Origin of the sequence: Chryseobacterium mucoviscidosis (assembly GCF_002177115.1) — a bacterium.
Lineage (GTDB): Bacteria > Bacteroidota > Bacteroidia > Flavobacteriales > Weeksellaceae > Chryseobacterium > Chryseobacterium mucoviscidosis.
Genome location: NZ_MVAG01000105.1, coordinates 109,704 through 128,254 on the forward strand (window position 1 = coordinate 109,704; position 18,551 = coordinate 128,254).

Below are 18,551 nucleotides of genomic sequence, written 5' to 3' on the forward strand. Positions count from 1 at the left end.
GTTATTTTTTTAGTTCACTTTCCGAAATTTGTTCTATTTCAATATCGTGGTTTCTTAAAAATGATATCCCGTCGTCATCCGAATATTCATTGATGTAGACAAGTCTGGTGATTCCCGCCTGCAGAATGAGCTTGCTGCATTCTTTACAGGGTGAGAGCGTTAAATACAGTGTTGCGCCTTTTGCAGATTGCGTGGAAGCTGCCAGTTTTAAAATAGCATTCGCTTCTGCATGAAGTACGTACCAGTGTGTTTTGCCGTCATTGTCCTCACAGCAGTTTTCAAATCCTGAAGGAGTACCATTATAACCATCTGAAATAATCATCCTATCTTTTACGATAAGAGCTCCTACTTGTTTTCGTTTACAGTAGGAAAGTTTTGCCCATTCCTTAGCCATTTTTAGATAAGCTTTGTCAAACTTATTCATACCGCCGCATTTGTTTGTTTCGAAATAATTTGTATTAAGGGTAAAAAAGGCTAGAAGCTTGGCTTTCTTTTTTCAAGAAAAGCAGAAACTCCTTCTTTTTTGTCGTCCATTTCAAAAAGCTCTCCGAAATATTTAATCTCAGTTTCAAAACCTTTATCCGTGTCCGATAAGTTTACAGCTTGAATTGCTTTGGAAATTGCCATTGGTGAATTGTGGGCAATAACGTTGGCTAATTCTTTTGTTTTGTTTAATAATTCTTCTATTGGATATACTTCATTTACCAGTCCGATTTCTTTTGCTTTTGCAGCAGGAATCATCTTGGCAGAGAAGATCATTTCATTGGCAATGCCTTTTCCTACAAGCTTCGGTAATCTCTGGGTTCCTCCGTAACCGGGAATTAATCCTAAAGTTACTTCCGGAAGTCCCAGTTTTGCATTTTCCGATGCGTATCTGATGTGGCAAGCCATGGCAAGCTCAAGACCTCCGCCTAATGCAAAACCGTTTACGGCTGCAATTACCGGCTTGGTCATATTTTCAATTTTGTTGAATAAAGTATTGTGTCCGTTTTTGGCAAGTTCTTCTGCCTTTTCCTGTCCAAAATCACTAAATTCTTTAATATCTGCTCCTGCAACGAAAGATTTTTCACCGCTTCCTGTAAGAATAACTACTCTGCAGGATTGGTCTGAATCTAACTCGTCCAAAGCTGAACTTAATTCGCTGATTGTTTTAGCATTAAGTGCATTTAAACTCTCAGGTCTGTTTATTGTAATAATAGATATTTTATCTTCCTTATTTAATAATATATTTTCGTAACCCATTTTCCACTTTAAAATATTATTCTGTGCAAATTATGAATTTTTTATAAAAAAAAGGAAAAAATATTGACTTTTTTTCCTTCTGATTGAAATTATTGTTTAAGATACTTATTTTGTGTGGTTCATCATATTTGCATCAATAACCACATTCAGTTGAGATGCCACTTTCATTCCAAGCTCGATATTAGCTCTGAAAAAATGACATAACTGTCTGTTAATGATCTCATCTTTTTTCGGTCCCGTGATTCCTTTCATGCTTCCAACAATGTTATTTACAAGGTTTTGCCTGTCTTCCGTATTCATTGCCTTTGTATATAATAATCCGGGTTGGGTGTAATGATCGTCATCATTTTCATTTCTGTTGTAACTTGCTACATGAGCACTGTCCAGTTCATATTCGAAACTTTTGTAGGCAGGATCCGGCTTAATATCATCAAAGCTGTTCGGATGATAGTTCGGCTTATCCTGATAATGGCTTGAATCTGCCATAAATCCGTCTCTCTGATAATTGTTAATCGCAAAAGGACATCGGTTAACTTCCAGCAGGTGAGCATTTACGCCCACTCTGTATCGGTGCGCATCCGGATAAGAGAATAGTCTTCCCTGAAGCATTTTATCGGGTGAAAAGCTGATCCCGTCGATTAAATTACTCGGCGAGAAAACAGATTGTTCTACGTGCGCAAAATAATTAACCGGAACTTCGTTCAGTTCCATTTCTCCGACTTCAATTAACGGAAAGTCGCTCTGGAACCATACTTTGGTAATATCAAAAGGATTCCATCTGAAATCTCTTGCCTGATCTTCCGTCATTACCTGAATATACATCGTCCATTTCGGGAAATTTCCTTCCTCGATGGCATTGCAAAGATCTTCCTGAGCAAAATCTGGATTTTCTCCTGCCATTTTTACCGCTTCATCATTAGTGAAATTTTTAATTCCCTGTTTGGATTTCAGATGAAACTTCACCCAGACTCTTTCATTCTGAGCATTGATCATAGAGAACGTGTGAGAACCGAAACCGTGCATGTGTCTGTGTCCGTAAGGTGTTCCTCTGTCCGACATTAAAATCAGAACCTGATGAAGAGATTCAGGATTCAGACTCCAGAAATCCCACATCATGGTTGCACTTTTCAGATTCGTTTTCGGAACTCTTTTTTGGGTATGGATGAAATCCGGGAATTTTTTCGCATCCTTGATGAAAAATACCGGCGTGTTGTTTCCAACCAGATCCCAGTTCCCGTCTTCTGTATAAAATTTCAGGGCAAAACCTCTTGGATCTCTTGCTGTATCTGCGCTTCCTTTTTCTCCTCCTACCGTGGAAAAACGGGCAAACATTCTGCATGAATTGCCAACTTTAGAAAATAATTTTGCTTTTGTATATTGGGTAATATCGTGGGTAACCGTAAAGGTTCCGTAAGCTCCCGTTCCTTTTGCATGAACAATTCTTTCCGGGATTCTTTCTCTTACAAAATGAGCAAGATTTTCCTGTAAAATAAAATCCTGCAGCAATACCGGACCTCTCGGACCGACTGTTTGTGAATCCTGATGTTCGTAATAGGGAGCGCCGTTACTTAAGGTTAATTTTTTAGAATCCATAGATTTATGATTTTTGTGAATGATTTTTTAACTGTATTTGTTTATGTAAAGGTACTAAATATCAAATTTACTTGAATTTTTAATTGCAAATGGCAAAAACATTTTATCTTTGTAATAGATAATATTAATCAGATGAACATTCAGCAACTCGAGTATCTTATCGCGGTTGATAAGTACAAACATTTTGGGAAAGCGGCTCAAGCATGCTTCATTACGCAGCCTACACTAAGTGCAATGATACAGAAATTTGAGGATGAACTGGATGTGAAGGTTTTCGACAGAACAACGCACCCGATCCGTACCACAGATGTGGGGCTTCAGATCATCGATCAGGCGAAGGTGATTATAGAATCTGTCAATGAACTTAAAAATAAAGCCAATCTTTTAAACAATATTTTAGGAGGAACCATCAATATCGGAATTATTCCTACCGTTTCTTCTTTTATCCTTCCAACGGAAATCTTTAAATTTTTGGAAGAAAACCCGAAAATCCAGATGAATGTAAAGGAAATGACAACGGACAACATCATCAAAGCTTTGAAAGCTGGGGAATTGGATGCAGGAATTATTTCCACACCTTATGATGCGGCAGATGAATTTTATCAGGATTTCTTATTCAATGAAGAATTGATGATTTACAGTTCTGAGAAAGAAGCCAACAAGAAAAATTCTTATGTCGTTCCGGAAGAACTGAATGTAGAAAAAGTCTGGCTGCTCGAAGAAGGAAACTGTCTGAGAAACCAATTCGAAAATATCTGTCATTTAAAAGAAAATACATTAAAGCCTAAAAACTTAGATTTTCTCGCTTCTAATATCCAGACTTTGGTTCACATGGTGGATAAAGTGGGAGGAATCAGTATTTTGCCGGAGTTGGCTCTTAATCAGCTTTCTGATGTACAGAAGGAGAATGTTTTCAGATTTAAGAAGCCTTTTCCGTACAGAGAAATCAGCATTATTTACTACAAACCGACCTTTAAGCAGAAAATTATTGATGAATTATCGCATTCTATCAGAAATTCTTTAGAGAAAAAACTGAATTATCACGAAAATCCGAAAGAATTTGTAAGCATAAAACCGCAATAGTGTTTTATGTTAAATATCATGAAATCATTTATTTAAAGAAAGATAATAAGTAGACAAAAATTTTGAGTATTAAAAAATAGTACTTAAATTTGCCAACGTTTACGAACGAGGAAAAATTTGACCTGATTGCAACCTCTATAAAAATATGCTAAAACAGTATTCTTTTTTAGACCTTTATTAGACAATTTATTCTTATTTTTCTTCGTATATTTTTAATCTAAAAACAAATAGAATAATATGTCTTATTTATTTACATCTGAATCTGTTTCAGAAGGACATCCGGACAAAATTGCCGATCAGATTTCCGACGCATTAATCGATCACTTTTTAGCATACGACAAAAATTCAAAGGTAGCTTGCGAAACTCTTGTAACAACAGGACAGGTGGTTTTGGCAGGTGAAGTAAAATCGGATGCTTATCTTGATGTACAGACAATTGCCAGAGAAGTTATCAACGGAATCGGATATACAAAAGGAGAATATATGTTCAACGGAGATTCTTGCGGGGTTATTTCTGCAATCCATGAGCAGTCTCCGGATATCAATCAGGGAGTAGACAGAGCGGTAAATGATGAATCTTTCGAAGCTAAAGCAAACGCACAGGGAGCGGGAGATCAGGGAATGATGTTTGGATACGCAACCAATGAAACGGCTAACTATATGCCTTTAGCTCTTGATCTTGCACATACTATTCTTAAGGAACTTTCTGCGATCAGAAGAGAAAATTCAGAAATTAAATATCTTCGTCCTGATGCAAAATCTCAGGTTACGATTGAGTATTCTGATGACCATAAACCAATCAGAATAGATTCTATCGTAGTTTCTACACAACACGACGATTTCGGATCTGAAGAAGAAATGCTGAACAAAATCAGAGAAGACATTAAAAATATTCTGATTCCAAGAGTAGTTGCTTTACAGACAGAAGAAATTAAAGCGTTATTCAACGATCAGATCAAATATCATATCAACCCGACCGGTAAATTCGTAATTGGTGGTCCTCACGGAGATACAGGTCTTACAGGAAGAAAAATCATTGTAGATACGTATGGAGGAAAAGGAGCTCACGGTGGTGGTGCATTCTCAGGAAAAGATCCTTCAAAAGTAGACAGAAGTGCGGCTTATGCAACAAGACATATTGCTAAAAATTTGGTAGCTGCAGGAGTTGCCGATGAAGTTTTGGTACAGGTTTCTTACGCAATCGGGGTTGCAGAGCCTTGCGGATTGTATATCAATACTTACGGAACGGCAAAAGTAGATCTTAACGATGGAGAAATTGCTAAAAAAGTGTCTACTATTTTTGATTTGAGACCTTACGCAATCGAGCAGAACTTAAAGCTAAGAAACCCTATTTATCAAGATACGGCTTCTTACGGACACATGGGAAGAGAAAGCTATGTAGCAAGCAAAACCTTCAATAAAGGACAGAAAAATGAGCTTACTTTGGATAATCTTGAGTTCTTTACATGGGAGAAATTAGACAAAGTAGAAGAAATTAAAGCTTCTTTCGGAATTTAATTTTAAACAGATACAATATAAATGGCTGCTTTATCTTTTTGATAAGGCAGTTTTTTTTATTTTTACATTAAATAAAATTTGAAGATGATAAACGCCAGATCTGCAATCGCAATCCTTTCCGTATTTTTCCTGAGTACATTTGCTAAAGCACAGTTAACGGTACATAAAATGATAAGTGTAGGATATACTTACCAAAACCAGAGTTTCGGGGAAATAGGAGGGAAGCTGCTTTTCTTAAAAAATGATGATGTTATTTACCGTTTGGGAGGTTCTGCTTTGATGGGTTCTGCACATTCCCAATTTGCAATTATGCCCAAAATTTCTGCGGATGTTTTGCTGAATTTTGAAAAGAATGTAGACTTCAACCATTCCTATTATTTTCTGATGGGAGCAGAAGGAACCAATAAATATTTTGCTCCGAAAGTAGGCGTTACGCTTTTCGGGATTCTGGATCTTACCGGAGGTTATGCTTTTCCGATCGGAAACAGCGGAATAAATGGTAAAGAACTGAAAGGGGTGAATGTTAATTTTACACTAAATATCCCTACTGTATTCATTCATGACATGTTTAAATAGGTTTTTTTAAATTTTTCTCGTAAAAAATTAATAAATGATTAACAGTTATTAAAAATTTATTATATTTACACTATAGAAAAATTGTATCCGCCTATTGATTCGACTTTACTCTGAAGAATTGTTTTGTATTTACAGCTGAAGCCAGATAAAATATCTGGAAAAATTATAGTCAGCATTATTTATTGAGAAGAAGTTATGAAATCAAAATCGGATAGTTTACTAATTTCCCTTTACCAAAAAGGAGACGAAGAGGCGTTGTCTACCCTTATACACCGCCATCAAAGAGAATTGTTTACATTCATTTTTTACAAAATTAATGATGAAGATTTAGCAAATGACGTGTTTCAGGATACCTTCATGAAAATTATCATTATGCTGAAGGAAGGACGCTATAATGAAGAAGGAAAATTCATTCTTTGGGCAAAAAGAATTGCTCACAATCTTATTATCGATCATTTCAGGTTAAAATCTAAAAATATGAAAGTTTCAGAAACTACTTTTGAAACGGACGAATATTCTGTTTTTGATCTTTTGAGAGAGCCTTCCGAAAATATCGAAGATCAGTTGGTTACCAACCAGATTCAGGAAGATCTTCTAAGAATGCTTCAGTTTCTGCCTGAAAATCAGCAGGAAGTCATTAAATTAAGATTTTTTGACGGGTTAAGTTTCAAAGAAATTGCAGATCATACCGACATGAGCATCAATACCACACTGGGAAGAGTACGGTATGCTTTAATCAACCTGAGAAAAATCATGGAAGAAAATAATATTATCTTAACACGCTAGATAATAATTTCGGAAAATTCTCGTTTTTAAGGAAAACATTTTCGCCTATGAAAAAAAATGATCCCTTAAAAGTGAAAGCTTTGAAACCTAAGAAACAAACCATTGAGTTTTTACTCAACTTTTCAAAGAGCGTCGAGGTAGTGAAAGCCAAAGGCAAGAATTATCCGGTATCCAAGAATTAAAATTATTAATTTTGTGCTGTATGAAAATTCAGCACATTTTTTTTGATCTCGATAATACACTTTGGGATCATCGCCGCAATGCGTATTTAACGATAAAAGATCTTTTTGAGAAGGAAGAAATCGGGTTAAAGTACAACATCAATTTTGAAGAATTCCATTCTGTTTATCATGAAATTAATGAAAAACTCTGGGAAGATATCCGCGATGGAATTATCGATAAAGAATATCTCAGGAAACACCGTTTTTACGATACCTTTAACCATTTTGGAGTAGATGATCCGGAATTGTCGATGTATTTTGAAGAACATTTTTTAGATAAAATTCTCAATCATAATGAGCTAGTAGAAGGGGCAGAATATATTTTGGAATATCTTAAGGCAAAAAATTATACCCTGCATATTATTTCAAACGGTTTCAAAGAAGTGACGGAGAGAAAATGTATTTTATCCGGCATTGATAAATATTTTCAGACTATCACAAGCGCAGATACAGTCGGTGTAAGAAAACCACGTCCCGAAATTTTTGAATACTCTCTGAACCTTTCAGAAGCCACAAAAGAAAACAGTATTTTAATTGGCGATGACTGGGTTGCAGATGTTGTCGGTGCGCAGAATTTTGGTATGGATGTTATTTTCTTTGATGTTTTAAAGGAAAATAAATCCGAAGAAGGCTTGAAAGTGATTACGCATCTTTTGCAGATTAAAGAGTATTTATAACAGTTTCGGCGGCACCGAAGGTGCCGCCGAAAATTAATTCAATAACAATAAATGAAAAGACTGGTTTTTTTGCTGTTTTTTAGCATTACAAATATTATATCTGCTCAGGAAAAAGATCTTGATCAGGACGGAGTCCCGGATTCTGTCTATTTTGATACTCAGAAATTGAAAATTATATGTAAATTATCATCTTTAGATTTTAAGCCGATTTACAGTAAAGAAATTGAAACGTCGGGTGATTTTACTGGAGTAAGTTATACAAAAAATGGTTTTGAATTTTATATTGATTTCATGAGAGCAGGTTATTCGGCGCAGTTCAGATACGAACCAAAAGATAAAACAATAAGGCTGATTGGAATGAGTAGATACGAGTTTGGTCCTGCAAATAACGACGGAAGTGGAGAATCAAGTGTAAATCTTCTTACAGATGATTATATAGGGGAATGGAATTATTATGATTTAGATAAGTCCAGACTTATTAAAATGCCCACGATTATAACAAAATTGACATTCAAAAAAACTTTTCTGATAGATTTTGATGAATCCGTTCTCTATGATTTTGGAAGCCGATGCAGCGAATTATATCTTGCTAAAAAAGAAAAATTAATTCATAGTAATCAAATTCGAAGTCACAAAAAATAAATCGGCACTCATTTTAATGAATGCCGATTTTATTTGAATGATAAGTTATTAAATTCCCAGACTTTCTCTCACTCTTTTCATCGTTTCCGTAGCAATCACTCTCGTTTTTGCTGCACCTTCCTGAAGTTTTGTTTCCAGTTCATCAAGATTGTTCATATAATAAGAAAAAAGTTCTCTTTCTTTTTCAAATCTTGTTAAAATAAGATCCAGAAGTTCTTTTTTCGCATGACCGTAACCAAAGTTTCCGGCTAAATATTTCGCTCTTAATTCTTCAGTTTGTTCCGGAGTGGCAATTAACTGATAGATGGCAAAAGTTTTATCCGTTTCGGGATCTTTAGGCTCTTCTAAAGTTTTAGAATCCGATTCGATGCTCATCACCTGCTTTTTCAGTTCCTTTTCAGGCAGGAAAATATTGATGATGTTTCCTCGCGATTTAGACATTTTGTGTCCGTCAACTCCGGGAACGTATTTCGTGTTTTCCTGAAGCTCAGATTGTGGCAAAACAAAAACTTCACCCATCTGATTATTAAATCTGGAAGCTACATCACGCGCAATTTCCAAATGCTGAAGCTGGTCTTTTCCTACCGGAACAATTTCCGCATCGTATAATAAAATATCTGCAGCCATTAAAATCGGATACGTAAACAAACCGGCATTCACATCCTGCAAACGATCTGCTTTATCCTTGAATGAGTGCGCCAAAGTTAATCTCTGATAAGGAAAAAAACATGATAAATGCCAAGAAAGTTCACAGGTTTCAGGGATGTCGCTCTGTCTGTAAAAAAATGTTTTTTCGGTATCTAATCCACAAGCAAGCCAAGCCGCAGCAATCTCGTAGGTATTCTGTTTCAGTTCTTTCGCGTCTTTTATCTGCGTTAAAGAATGCAGATTCGCGATGAATAAAAATGATTCGTTTCCTTCCTGTTTCGATAATTCTATCGCAGGAATAATTGCACCCAAAAGGTTTCCCAAGTGTGGTGTTCCGGTGGCTTGAATGCCGGTAAGAATTCTTGACATTGTTTAAAGTTTATATTTAAAAATTAATGAACTGCAAATTTAATTAATTCTCCCTCAGATTCCATGGATTTACAGAGATGTTTATGTTTTATTGTTTGTGGTGTCAGTGAAAACATTAGAGTTATGTGTGTTTAAAAAATTTAAACGCAAAGATTTTATTCAAAAGCTATTATTTTTAGTAGGCAAAGGCAAATAAATTTGCTGCACGAAGCTTGAAAACGGAGCTTCATCAAATCAACTTGTTGATGCTTCTTTGCATATTTAGAGAAGTAATTATTATCAAATTAAAAACTTTGCGTTAAAAATCTGCAAGAAAAAAACATTAAGGAATTAAAATCTTATCTCCTCCAAATTTCGGTTCAACTCCTAAAAGAAGATCAAGATACACTTTTGCTTTCGCCAGATATTCTCTAAGATTCGTCTTCAGACCGGCATATTTATTAACATCCGGAGCATTGTAGCCAAATGCTTTCATGCCGTTTTTTTGGGCTAAAAATACCGCCCTTTCATTATGAAATTTCTGTGAAACAATAATTAATTGATTTTGCCCGAAAATCTCTTTCGCGCGTACAACAGAATCCAGTGTTCTGAAACCGGCAAAATCCAGAAAAATATTATCCTTTGGAACTCCGTATTCCATCAAAGCCATTTGCATATCTTCAGGTTCATTATAGTTTTTCTGGCTGTTATCACCGCTTACAATAATGTATTTTACCTTTCCGCTTTTATACAAATCTGCTGCAGCCTGAATTCGGTTATAAAAATAGGCATTCGGTTTTCCGTTGCTCAGTGTTTTTCCTGTTCCCAGAAGCAGTGCCGTTTTCATATTCGGAACTTCTGAGATATTGTATGATATATGGGCTTCGCTGTCTTTTTTAATGCTGTAATTCGCCCAGGCAATAAAAATAATTCCTGCAACAAAAAGAAGCAGGAAAATTTTAAAAATGTTTTTAATTAATTTTTTCATCAACAGTACATTCTTTTAAAATTCCAGACCGTTCGGAAATGCTTTTTTTCTGAAAATCAATAATAAAGCAGCTCCCACTGTAATTGCCGAATCGGCTACGTTGAAAATATATTTAAAAAATTCTATATGTTTTCCTCCGATTAAAGGCCAGCTTTCAGGAACGTTCCAGTCTACCAGCGGAAAATGCAGCATATCAACTACACAGCCTTTCATGAAAGTAGAATATCCTTCCCCGAAACTGGTGAATTTCGAAATCCCTCCATACCCGATCCATCTGTTGATGCTCTCATCATAAACTGTTCCGCTGTCAAAAATAAGTCCGTAAAACATTCCGTCAATCAGATTTCCTATTGCTCCGGCAAAAATCATTGCCATCGGAATCAGAAGATAATTGGATTCTCCCCGCTGTAACCATTTTTTAAATAAATAGATCATTCCGCCGATCAGGATAATTCTTACCAGAACCAGAAAATATTTACCGATAATGCCTCCGAAATGTAGTCCGTAAGCCATTCCCGGGTTTTCTACAAACGTTAATTTAAACCCCGGAAGTACAGAAATACTGTCATCAAGATTAAAGTGCGTTTTTACATAAATTTTTGAAGCCTGATCTATCAATAAAATAAGCAAGGTTACAAATGCTATCTTCTTCATTATAATCCTTTTGGTTTGTAAGGTTTTCCTATCTTTTCGTTTCTTTTGTCAACGATTTTCTTTACCGTTTTCTCGTTGTGATGGGTATTCTTGGTATGGAATTTTTCGAACTTAATGTTCATTTCTTTCAAAACACTTTTCAGGGCAGTAAGCTCCATTGCGTTTTTGGTGTGGACTATTATGGATTCCATTTTCTTTTAATTTAAATTTTACTTTTTAGACAATTCGTCAAGTCTTTTTCTGTCTTTTGCCGACAGATCATTCACTCCGTTTTTTCCCATCTTGCTCAGAAGACGGTCGATCTCTTTTTCCCTTTCCCGTTTATCAGAATTAAACTGATCGTCAATCGTATAATTACGCTTTTCATCCGGAAAGAACCTGTTTTTAATCCGGTCTCTGTTGAAAAATGCCAATACGACGGCAACGATAATTCCTAAAATTAATAATTCGCTCATGGGTAGATATTAAAAATTAGGTTTATAAAGTATTCCTCGAAATACGATATAAACCCAAATTTATTGTAGCTAACCTTGTGGTTATTTCTGCATATTTTTCGCTTCGATGCTCAGCGTAGCATGAGGAACCGCCAACAGTCTTTCCTTCGGAATAAGTTTACCCGTTACTCTGCATACACCGTAAGTTTTGTTTTCAATTCTTATCAAAGCGTTCTTCAGGTCACGTACGAATTTCTCCTGTCTTCCGGCCAAAATAGAATTCTGTTCTTTACTCAACGTTTCAGCGCCTTCCTCAAATGCTTTGAAAGTGGGGGAAGTATCATCCGTACCGTTATTCTGGTCGTTGATAAAACTCTCTCTGATCAGTTGTAAATCCTTTTCAGCCTTTTCTATTTTTTCCTTAATGATTGCTTTAAATTCTTGTAAATCAGCATCACTGTATCTTACTCTTTCGTCTGACATGTTCGTTTCTCTTTTTTAATAAAATTATGAAATGGAATTTGAAAAACAATAACTATAAGTTAATTTTTTTCAACATTTATCTTAAAATTAACCTCATCTATTTCGATTTCGTTAAAATTTGAAAGTGAAGATACAATTTCTATTTTATTTGACAAGACTTCGGATGAAATATATTCTTCATTTTTCTTGATGTCATCAATGAAAGGAGCGTTTTCTTCCAAAGAGATCGTAATTCTGTCCGTCAAATCGAAATCCTTCTCTTTTCGCAGGTTCTGAACTCTGTTGATGAATTCTCTTGCGATACCTTCAGATTTTAATTCATCTGTTAGCGTCAAATCTAATGCCACAGTGGTTTTTCCGTCGGAAGTTACCGTCCATCCCGGAATATCTTTTGTAGAAATTTCCACATCTTCCGGTGTAATTTCGTAACCCTGCACATCAATTTTTCCTTCTTTTTCCAAAGTGGAGATCTGTTCTGCGGTGAAATTGGTAATTTCTCCACCCACCGTTTTCATGTCTTTGCCTAATTTTGGACCTAAAGCTTTAAAGTTCGGTTTGATCTGTTTTATAATTAAATGCGACGCTTCTTCAGCATTAATTAACTGTAATTCTTTAACGTTTACTTCCTGCTTAATTAAATCTGCAACCGCGGAAATCTGCTCTTCCGTTTTCTTATCCAAAACAGGAATCAACACTCTTTGAAGAGGTTGTCTTACTTTTAAACTTTCTGCACGTCTGATGGAAAGAACTAAACTTGTTATCGTCTGTGCTAAATGTGTTTTTTCAACCAAATCTGCATCAATTAAACTTTCATCAGCAACAGGGAAATCCGTTAAGTGGATCGATTCCGCAGTTTCTTTTCCGGTTACTTTATTTAAATCCTGATACAACTGATCCATAAAGAACGGAGCGATTGGCGCAGATAATTTAGCAACCGTTTCAAGACATGTATATAAAGTCTGGTAAGCAGAGATTTTATCTTCCGAATAATCTCCTTTCCAGAAACGTCTTCTGCAAAGTCTTACGTACCAGTTGGATAAATTGTCATTCACAAAAGTATTGATCGCTCTTGCCACTCTTGTCGGTTCGTAATCTTCGTAGAATGCTTTAACTTCCTTAATTAACAAATTCAGCTCAGAAAGAATCCATCGGTCGATTTCCGGTCTGTTCTCAACTTCTTTTTCAGAATAATTAAATCCGTCCACATTCGCATACAACGCAAAGAATGAATACGTATTGTACAATGTTCCGAAGAATTTTCTTCTCACTTCATCAATTCCTTCGATATCGAATTTCAGGTTTTCCCAAGGATTCGCATTGGAAATCATATACCAACGTGTCGCATCCGGACCGTAAACCGCTAAAGTTTCAAACGGATCCACTGCATTTCCTTTGGATTTTGACATTTTCAGACCGTTTTTGTCCAAAACAAGTCCGTTACTCATGACATTTTTATAAGCAACAGAATCAAAAACCGCTGTTCCGATCGCATGAAGCGTATAGAACCATCCACGAGTCTGGTCAACACCTTCCGCAATGAAATCTGCAGGGAACGCTTTATTATTATCAATTAATTCTTTATTTTCAAAAGGATAATGCAATTGCGCATAAGGCATTGAACCGGAATCGAACCAAACGTCGATCAGATCGCTCTCACGCTTCATTGCTTTTCCTGAATCTGAAACCAGAACGATTTTGTCTACAATGTTTTTATGCAGATCCACAGATGCATAATTATTTTCAGACATATCTCCGATGATGAAATCCTTAAACGGATTTTCAGTCATCAATCCTGCTTCTACAGATTTTTCAATCTCGTTGTATAATTCTTCTACAGATCCGATGATCTTTTCTTCCTTCAGATCTTCTGTTCTCCAGATTGGCAAAGGAATTCCCCAATATCTTGAACGCGAAAGATTCCAGTCGTTTACATTCTCAAGCCAGTTTGCAAAACGTCCTTCTCCTGTAGATTTCGGCTTCCAGTTGATTTCTTTGTTTAAATCTACCAAGCGGTCTTTTACAGCCGTCATTTTCACAAACCATGAATCCAGAGGATAATACAATACAGGCTTGTCTGTTCTCCAGCAATGAGGGTAGCTGTGAACATATTTTTCTACTTTGAAGGCTTTATTTTCAGTTTTCAGCAAAATTGCCAGTTCTACATCCCATGATTTTTCGGGTGCAGTTCCTTCATCGTAATATTCGTTCTTGATGTATTTTCCTGAGAATAATTCAGGAACATTTTCGCCCTGAATAAATCTTCCCTGTAAATCTACCAAAGGAACAAGATTATCATTTTCATCTTTTACCAACATGGGCGGAACTCCGGCTTCTTTTGCCGCTTTCGCATCATCTGCACCAAAAGTAGGCGCAATGTGAACAATACCTGTCCCGTCTTCAGTGGTTACAAAATCTCCCAAGATCACTCTGAAAGCTTTTTCAGGAGTGTCGTTTGGAGTAAACCATGGAACTAATTGTTCGTATTGCGTTTCGGTTAATTTTTCTCCCGTAAATTCTTTTAAAATCTGGTAAGGAATGGTTTTGCTTTCCGAAGTGTAGTTCGCGAAATCTTCATCTGTTCCTTCCGCATATTTTTTTCCGAAGTTTTTATTCAGAAGAACTTTTGCCAGAACTACAGTTACCGGCTGGAAAGTGTACTGGTTAAAAGTTTTAACCACAACATATTCAATATCTCTTCCTACAGCCAAAGCCGTATTGGACGGCAAAGTCCAAGGTGTTGTCGTCCATGCAAGAATGTTTACATCTCCTTCAACATCATTAAACAGATCGGTAGATTCTTTTTTTACTTTAAACTGCGCCACAATGGTAGTGTCCGAAACGTCATGATACGTTCCCGGCATATTCAGCTCCGCAGAAGAAAGTCCGGTTCCTGCTTTTGGCGAATACGGCTGAATCGTGTAACCTTTATACAGCAGATCTTTGTTGTACAATTGCTTCAGTAACCACCAAACCGTTTCCATGTATTTTGATTTGTACGTGATGTACGGATCATCAAGATCTACCCAGTATCCGATTTTCTCGGTAAGGTTATTCCATACGTCTGTATAACGCATTACCGCTTCACGACACGCTTTGTTGTAATCCTCAATCGAAATTTTTCTGCCAATATCTTCTTTAGTGATTCCTAATTCTTTTTCCACACCAAGCTCTACCGGAAGTCCGTGCGTATCCCAACCCGCTTTACGGAAAACCTGCTTTCCGTTCTGGGTCTGATAACGACAGAAAATATCCTTCAACGCTCTGGCCATTACGTGGTGAATTCCGGGCATACCGTTTGCTGAAGGCGGACCTTCATAAAACACAAACTCAGGTTGCCCCTCACGAATCTCAACACTCTTATTGAAAGTTTTATTCTGCTTCCAGAATTCTGCGATGTTCTCGGCTACGTCAATAAGGTTGAGGTTTTTGTACTCTTTAAATTGGCTCATTGTAATATATCAATATCGTTGATTAATTAAGTTGGCAAATTTACTAAAATTTGTCGGTTTATAATATATGTTTTATTTTGATATTTCCTATTAAAAACTTCTGTTTCAGAAAAATAAATGAAAAGATTAATTTTTTGTGAATTGTAAATTGTGAAATTTGCCTTTTTTGAATTATTTTGTCCCACAGATTTCAGGGAGTTCCATAGATGATTGAGCATATTTCAAACACAAATAGCATTAATATTTTCACAAATGTCACAGATTTTTTGTAAAGTGACGGATCAATAGGAGCGGGCTTTAGCCCGCTTTAACAATAAACGTCTTGAATTTGGTTTTAACCAAAACTTAAAATATTCTCTCGCAGATTTCAGTAGATTACGCAAGTTTATCACAAAATTATCAGTGAAAATCTGGGAAATCTGGGGAAAAATAAATCTGCTGGAATAAAAAATAAACTAATAAATTTGTCTTTTAAAAAATAAAAACCATTGGAATTCTATCCATCCATCGAAAGATCAGACATTCAGGAAATAAAAAAGTTTCAGGAGCAAAAACTTCAGGAACTTTTAACGTATCTTGAAACCCATTCACCTTTTTATCAAAGATTATTTAAGGAAAACAATATTAATATTGCTGATATTCAGACTTTGGAAGATCTGCAAAAAATTCCGACCACAACGAAGAACGATATTCAGCAGCATAACGATGATTTTTTCTGTGTGACACCCGATAAAATTGTAGATTACAGCACAACATCAGGAACACTGGGAGATCCTGTAACATTCGGATTATCAGATAACGATCTTGAAAGATTAGCCTACAATGAAGCTATTTCTTTTGCGTGTGCCGGAATAAAAAAAGGCGATGTAGTACAGATGATTACCACCATCGATAAAAGATTCATGGCGGGACTTGCCTACTTTTTAGGACTCAGAAAAATGGGAGCGAGTGTGGTAAGAATGGGACCGGGAATTCCCGAACTTCAATGGGATTCTATTTTCAGGTACAAGCCGAAATATTTAATCACCGTTCCGTCTTTTTTGCTAAAAATGATCGATTATGCCGAAAAACATGGGATAGATTATAAAAATTCCAGCGTTTATGGAGCGGTTTGTATCGGAGAAAGCATCAAAAATCAGGATTTTACGGATAATATTCTTTCACAGAAAATTAAAGAAAAGTGGAATATTAAACTTTTCTCAACCTACGCTTCGACGGAAATGAGCACCGCTTTTACAGAGTGTGAAGAACAAATTGGCGGACATCACCATCCGGAATTAATTATCACCGAAATTCTTGATGATGAAGGAAATCCCGCGAGAGAAGGCGAAAGCGGAGAATTAACGATCACTACTTTGGGTGTTGAAGCAATTCCGTTGCTGAGATTTAAAACAGGCGATATTGTAAAAGCACATTATGAGCCGTGTAGATGCGGAAGAAATACGATGAGGTTGGGTCCTGTCATCGGAAGAAAACAGCAGATGATCAAATACAAAGGCACAACGTTGTATCCGCCTGCAATGAACGATATTTTAAATGATTTCAATAAGATTCTCTGTTATCAGATTGTTATTCAGTCAAACGAAATCGGGTTGGATGAAATCATCATTAAAGTAAGCACAGACAGCGATTCCGAGGTTTTTGTAAATGAAGTAAGAGATCATTTCAGGGCAAAACTAAGAGTGAGTCCGAAAATTGAACTGGTCGATTTTGATGTTTTATCTAAAACGGTATTTAACCCGAACAGCAGAAAGCCGATAACGTTTGCGGATTTAAGATAAAGGATAAATAAAATAACCATGAAAAAAACGATATTTCTATTTTTAGTAGCTTTCTCGTCATGCTTAATGGCACAAAGAGTAAAGCTCATTACTGGAGATTATAATTTTTTAAAAGATCAAAAATTCATTAAAGTTGTTTTCAAATTTGAAGGTGTTACTTTTGCTAAAAAGAAAATTACCGAAGAACAATATATCAATGAGAGAATGCAGGAGATTGAAAAGAGGGCAGGAAAAAAAGAAGCAGAAAAATGGAAAAATTACTGGGAATTTTCAAAATCTAAAACTTTTCAGGATAAGTTTTTAGCTTCATGGAATAAGAATACCAAAATTGAAGCATCTACTGGTTTCAAAAGAACAAAATACACTCTAATTGTTGAGCCGACATGGATCTCTCAAGGTGTTTTTGGAGGAATTGGCAGTATCCCTGCTGAAATGAATTCTACAATGACTTTTGTAGAGTCAGACAATCCCACGAATATTTTAATGGTTGTTGAAGGAATAAAAGCAACCGGAGATAATGGGATTGGTATTCCGAATAATAATGATCGAATTGCAGAATGTTACGCAAAAACATCTAAAATGTTGGCGTTAAAAGTAGATCATTATATTAACAAAAAATAGATTTTAAAATTTAAATAAACGATGAAAAAAACATTCCTATCCTTTCTGGTTTTTTTAGCCTGTACTTTGCATGCACAAAAGATGAAAGTAATTTCCGGAAATTTCGATTTTCTGAAAGGGCAGACTGAACTGAACCTTAAGATGGATTACAGCCACATAACATTTTATAAAGAAAACATAGATGAGGCAGGCTACATTGCCAAACAGGAAAAAGCGATCCAAAAAGCAGGAAAAAGTCCTGAAGAATTTGAAAAGTGGAAGAAAGACTGGGAATATTCTAAAAATACTCAGTTTGTAGACAAATTTTTAGCTTCCATGAATAAAAATACGGATATCAAAACTTCTGTGAACAATTCATCTGCAAAATATACTCTCATTGTAGAAACTGTCTGGATTTATCCGGGATGGTTCGGAGGAATTATGAACCAGCCTTCAAAACTGAGTACCCTTTTAAAATTTGTAGAAACAGAAAATCCTTCTCATGTTTTACTGGAAATCGAAAGTAAGAATGCTCCCGGCGATAATTTTGTGGGGCTTCCAAATAATAATGACAGAATTTCGGAAGGATACGCCAAAACAGCCAAGACTTTGGCTCATATGATTGAAAAAAAGATTAAATAATCTGAGTTCGGGATAAGTCTTCTTAACCGCAATGATAAACAAAGAGATTCAATTATCAAGGATTCAGCTTTTAAGATATACAAAGGCGTAAAACTTATCAAAGTAATACCATTTTTGTGTTTTTTAAATAAACGAAGTGCCTTTGTTTAGCTTGCAAACTTTAAATAAGTAGAAAAATTTTTTGTT

The 18,551-nt window shown here is 35.8% G+C and carries 19 protein-coding genes; 9 read left to right on the plus strand and 10 right to left on the minus strand.

The window, feature by feature from the left end; translation table 11 throughout:
- Position 1: 1 nt before the first annotated feature.
- From B0E34_RS07455 to B0E34_RS07465, 3 genes are all read right to left on the minus strand, one after another.
- A complete protein-coding gene (locus B0E34_RS07455) occupies positions 2-424 on the minus strand; it encodes a deoxycytidylate deaminase (protein WP_087708298.1) in 423 nt (140 codons plus the stop codon).
- 50 nt (positions 425-474) lie between these two features.
- Positions 475-1,242, minus strand: a complete 768-nt coding sequence (locus B0E34_RS07460; RefSeq protein ID WP_087708300.1) for an enoyl-CoA hydratase-related protein — start codon at positions 1,240-1,242, stop codon at positions 475-477.
- Positions 1,243-1,347: 105 nt separating this feature from the next.
- Complete coding sequence (locus tag B0E34_RS07465) at positions 1,348-2,835, minus strand: catalase (RefSeq protein ID WP_087708302.1); 1,488 nt, start codon at positions 2,833-2,835, stop codon at positions 1,348-1,350.
- Between the two features lie 132 nt (positions 2,836-2,967).
- Between B0E34_RS07465 and B0E34_RS07470 the strand changes: the two genes are divergently transcribed.
- From B0E34_RS07470 to B0E34_RS07495, 6 genes are all read left to right on the plus strand, one after another.
- On the plus strand, positions 2,968-3,918 hold the full coding sequence (locus B0E34_RS07470; RefSeq protein WP_076396233.1) for a LysR substrate-binding domain-containing protein: 951 nt from the start codon (positions 2,968-2,970) through the stop codon (positions 3,916-3,918).
- A 237-nt stretch (positions 3,919-4,155) separates the two neighbouring features.
- Positions 4,156-5,436 (plus strand): methionine adenosyltransferase, encoded by a 1,281-nt coding sequence (metK, locus tag B0E34_RS07475; protein WP_087708304.1) that lies wholly within the window; start codon positions 4,156-4,158, stop codon positions 5,434-5,436.
- A gap of 84 nt (positions 5,437-5,520) precedes the next feature.
- Complete coding sequence (locus tag B0E34_RS07480; protein WP_087708305.1) at positions 5,521-6,012, plus strand: hypothetical protein; 492 nt, start codon at positions 5,521-5,523, stop codon at positions 6,010-6,012.
- Between the two features lie 195 nt (positions 6,013-6,207).
- On the plus strand, positions 6,208-6,798 hold the full coding sequence (locus tag B0E34_RS07485; RefSeq protein ID WP_087708309.1) for an RNA polymerase sigma factor: 591 nt from the start codon (positions 6,208-6,210) through the stop codon (positions 6,796-6,798).
- A 202-nt stretch (positions 6,799-7,000) separates the two neighbouring features.
- The gene (locus tag B0E34_RS07490; RefSeq protein WP_087708311.1) at positions 7,001-7,696 is read left to right on the plus strand and encodes a YjjG family noncanonical pyrimidine nucleotidase; all 696 of its coding nucleotides are present in this window, start codon (positions 7,001-7,003) and stop codon (positions 7,694-7,696) included.
- A 51-nt stretch (positions 7,697-7,747) separates the two neighbouring features.
- Positions 7,748-8,338 carry a hypothetical protein gene (locus B0E34_RS07495; protein WP_087708312.1) on the plus strand — a complete coding sequence of 197 codons (591 nt, stop codon included), beginning with the start codon at positions 7,748-7,750 and terminating at the stop codon, positions 8,336-8,338.
- A gap of 48 nt (positions 8,339-8,386) precedes the next feature.
- Here B0E34_RS07495 and trpS read toward each other — a convergent pair whose 3' ends face one another.
- From trpS to ileS, 7 genes are all read right to left on the minus strand, one after another.
- Complete coding sequence (gene trpS / locus B0E34_RS07500; RefSeq protein WP_087708314.1) at positions 8,387-9,355, minus strand: tryptophan--tRNA ligase; 969 nt, start codon at positions 9,353-9,355, stop codon at positions 8,387-8,389.
- 322 nt (positions 9,356-9,677) lie between these two features.
- On the minus strand, positions 9,678-10,322 hold the full coding sequence (locus tag B0E34_RS07505) for a SanA/YdcF family protein (protein WP_087708315.1): 645 nt from the start codon (positions 10,320-10,322) through the stop codon (positions 9,678-9,680).
- A gap of 15 nt (positions 10,323-10,337) precedes the next feature.
- Positions 10,338-10,976 carry a lipoprotein signal peptidase gene (locus tag B0E34_RS07510; RefSeq protein WP_087708317.1) on the minus strand — a complete coding sequence of 213 codons (639 nt, stop codon included), beginning with the start codon at positions 10,974-10,976 and terminating at the stop codon, positions 10,338-10,340.
- Positions 10,976-11,167, minus strand: a complete 192-nt coding sequence (locus B0E34_RS07515) for a DUF2683 family protein (protein ID WP_076396253.1) — start codon at positions 11,165-11,167, stop codon at positions 10,976-10,978. Before B0E34_RS07515 ends, B0E34_RS07510 begins: the two co-directional genes overlap by 1 nt.
- An 18-nt stretch (positions 11,168-11,185) precedes the next feature.
- On the minus strand, positions 11,186-11,431 hold the full coding sequence (locus tag B0E34_RS07520; protein WP_087708319.1) for a DUF6576 domain-containing protein: 246 nt from the start codon (positions 11,429-11,431) through the stop codon (positions 11,186-11,188).
- Between the two features lie 81 nt (positions 11,432-11,512).
- Entirely contained in the window at positions 11,513-11,893 is a 381-nt protein-coding gene (locus B0E34_RS07525; RefSeq protein WP_002983772.1) for a TraR/DksA family transcriptional regulator, read from the minus strand.
- Positions 11,894-11,952: 59 nt separating this feature from the next.
- Positions 11,953-15,342, minus strand: a complete 3,390-nt coding sequence (gene ileS, locus B0E34_RS07530; RefSeq protein ID WP_087708321.1) for an isoleucine--tRNA ligase — start codon at positions 15,340-15,342, stop codon at positions 11,953-11,955.
- A 488-nt stretch (positions 15,343-15,830) separates the two neighbouring features.
- On the opposite strand from ileS, the gene flxY reads away from it, so the two are divergent.
- From flxY to B0E34_RS07550, 3 genes are read left to right on the plus strand one after another with little or no spacing between them, the layout of a single operon-like run.
- On the plus strand, positions 15,831-17,123 hold the full coding sequence (gene flxY / locus B0E34_RS07540; RefSeq protein WP_087708325.1) for a flexirubin biosynthesis putative acyl-CoA ligase FlxY: 1,293 nt from the start codon (positions 15,831-15,833) through the stop codon (positions 17,121-17,123).
- Between the two features lie 18 nt (positions 17,124-17,141).
- Complete coding sequence (locus B0E34_RS07545) at positions 17,142-17,744, plus strand: hypothetical protein (protein WP_123956571.1); 603 nt, start codon at positions 17,142-17,144, stop codon at positions 17,742-17,744.
- Positions 17,745-17,765: 21 nt separating this feature from the next.
- Positions 17,766-18,365: a hypothetical protein gene (locus B0E34_RS07550; protein WP_087708328.1), complete on the plus strand. Its 600-nt coding sequence runs from the start codon at positions 17,766-17,768 to the stop codon at positions 18,363-18,365.
- Positions 18,366-18,551 lie beyond the last annotated feature (186 nt).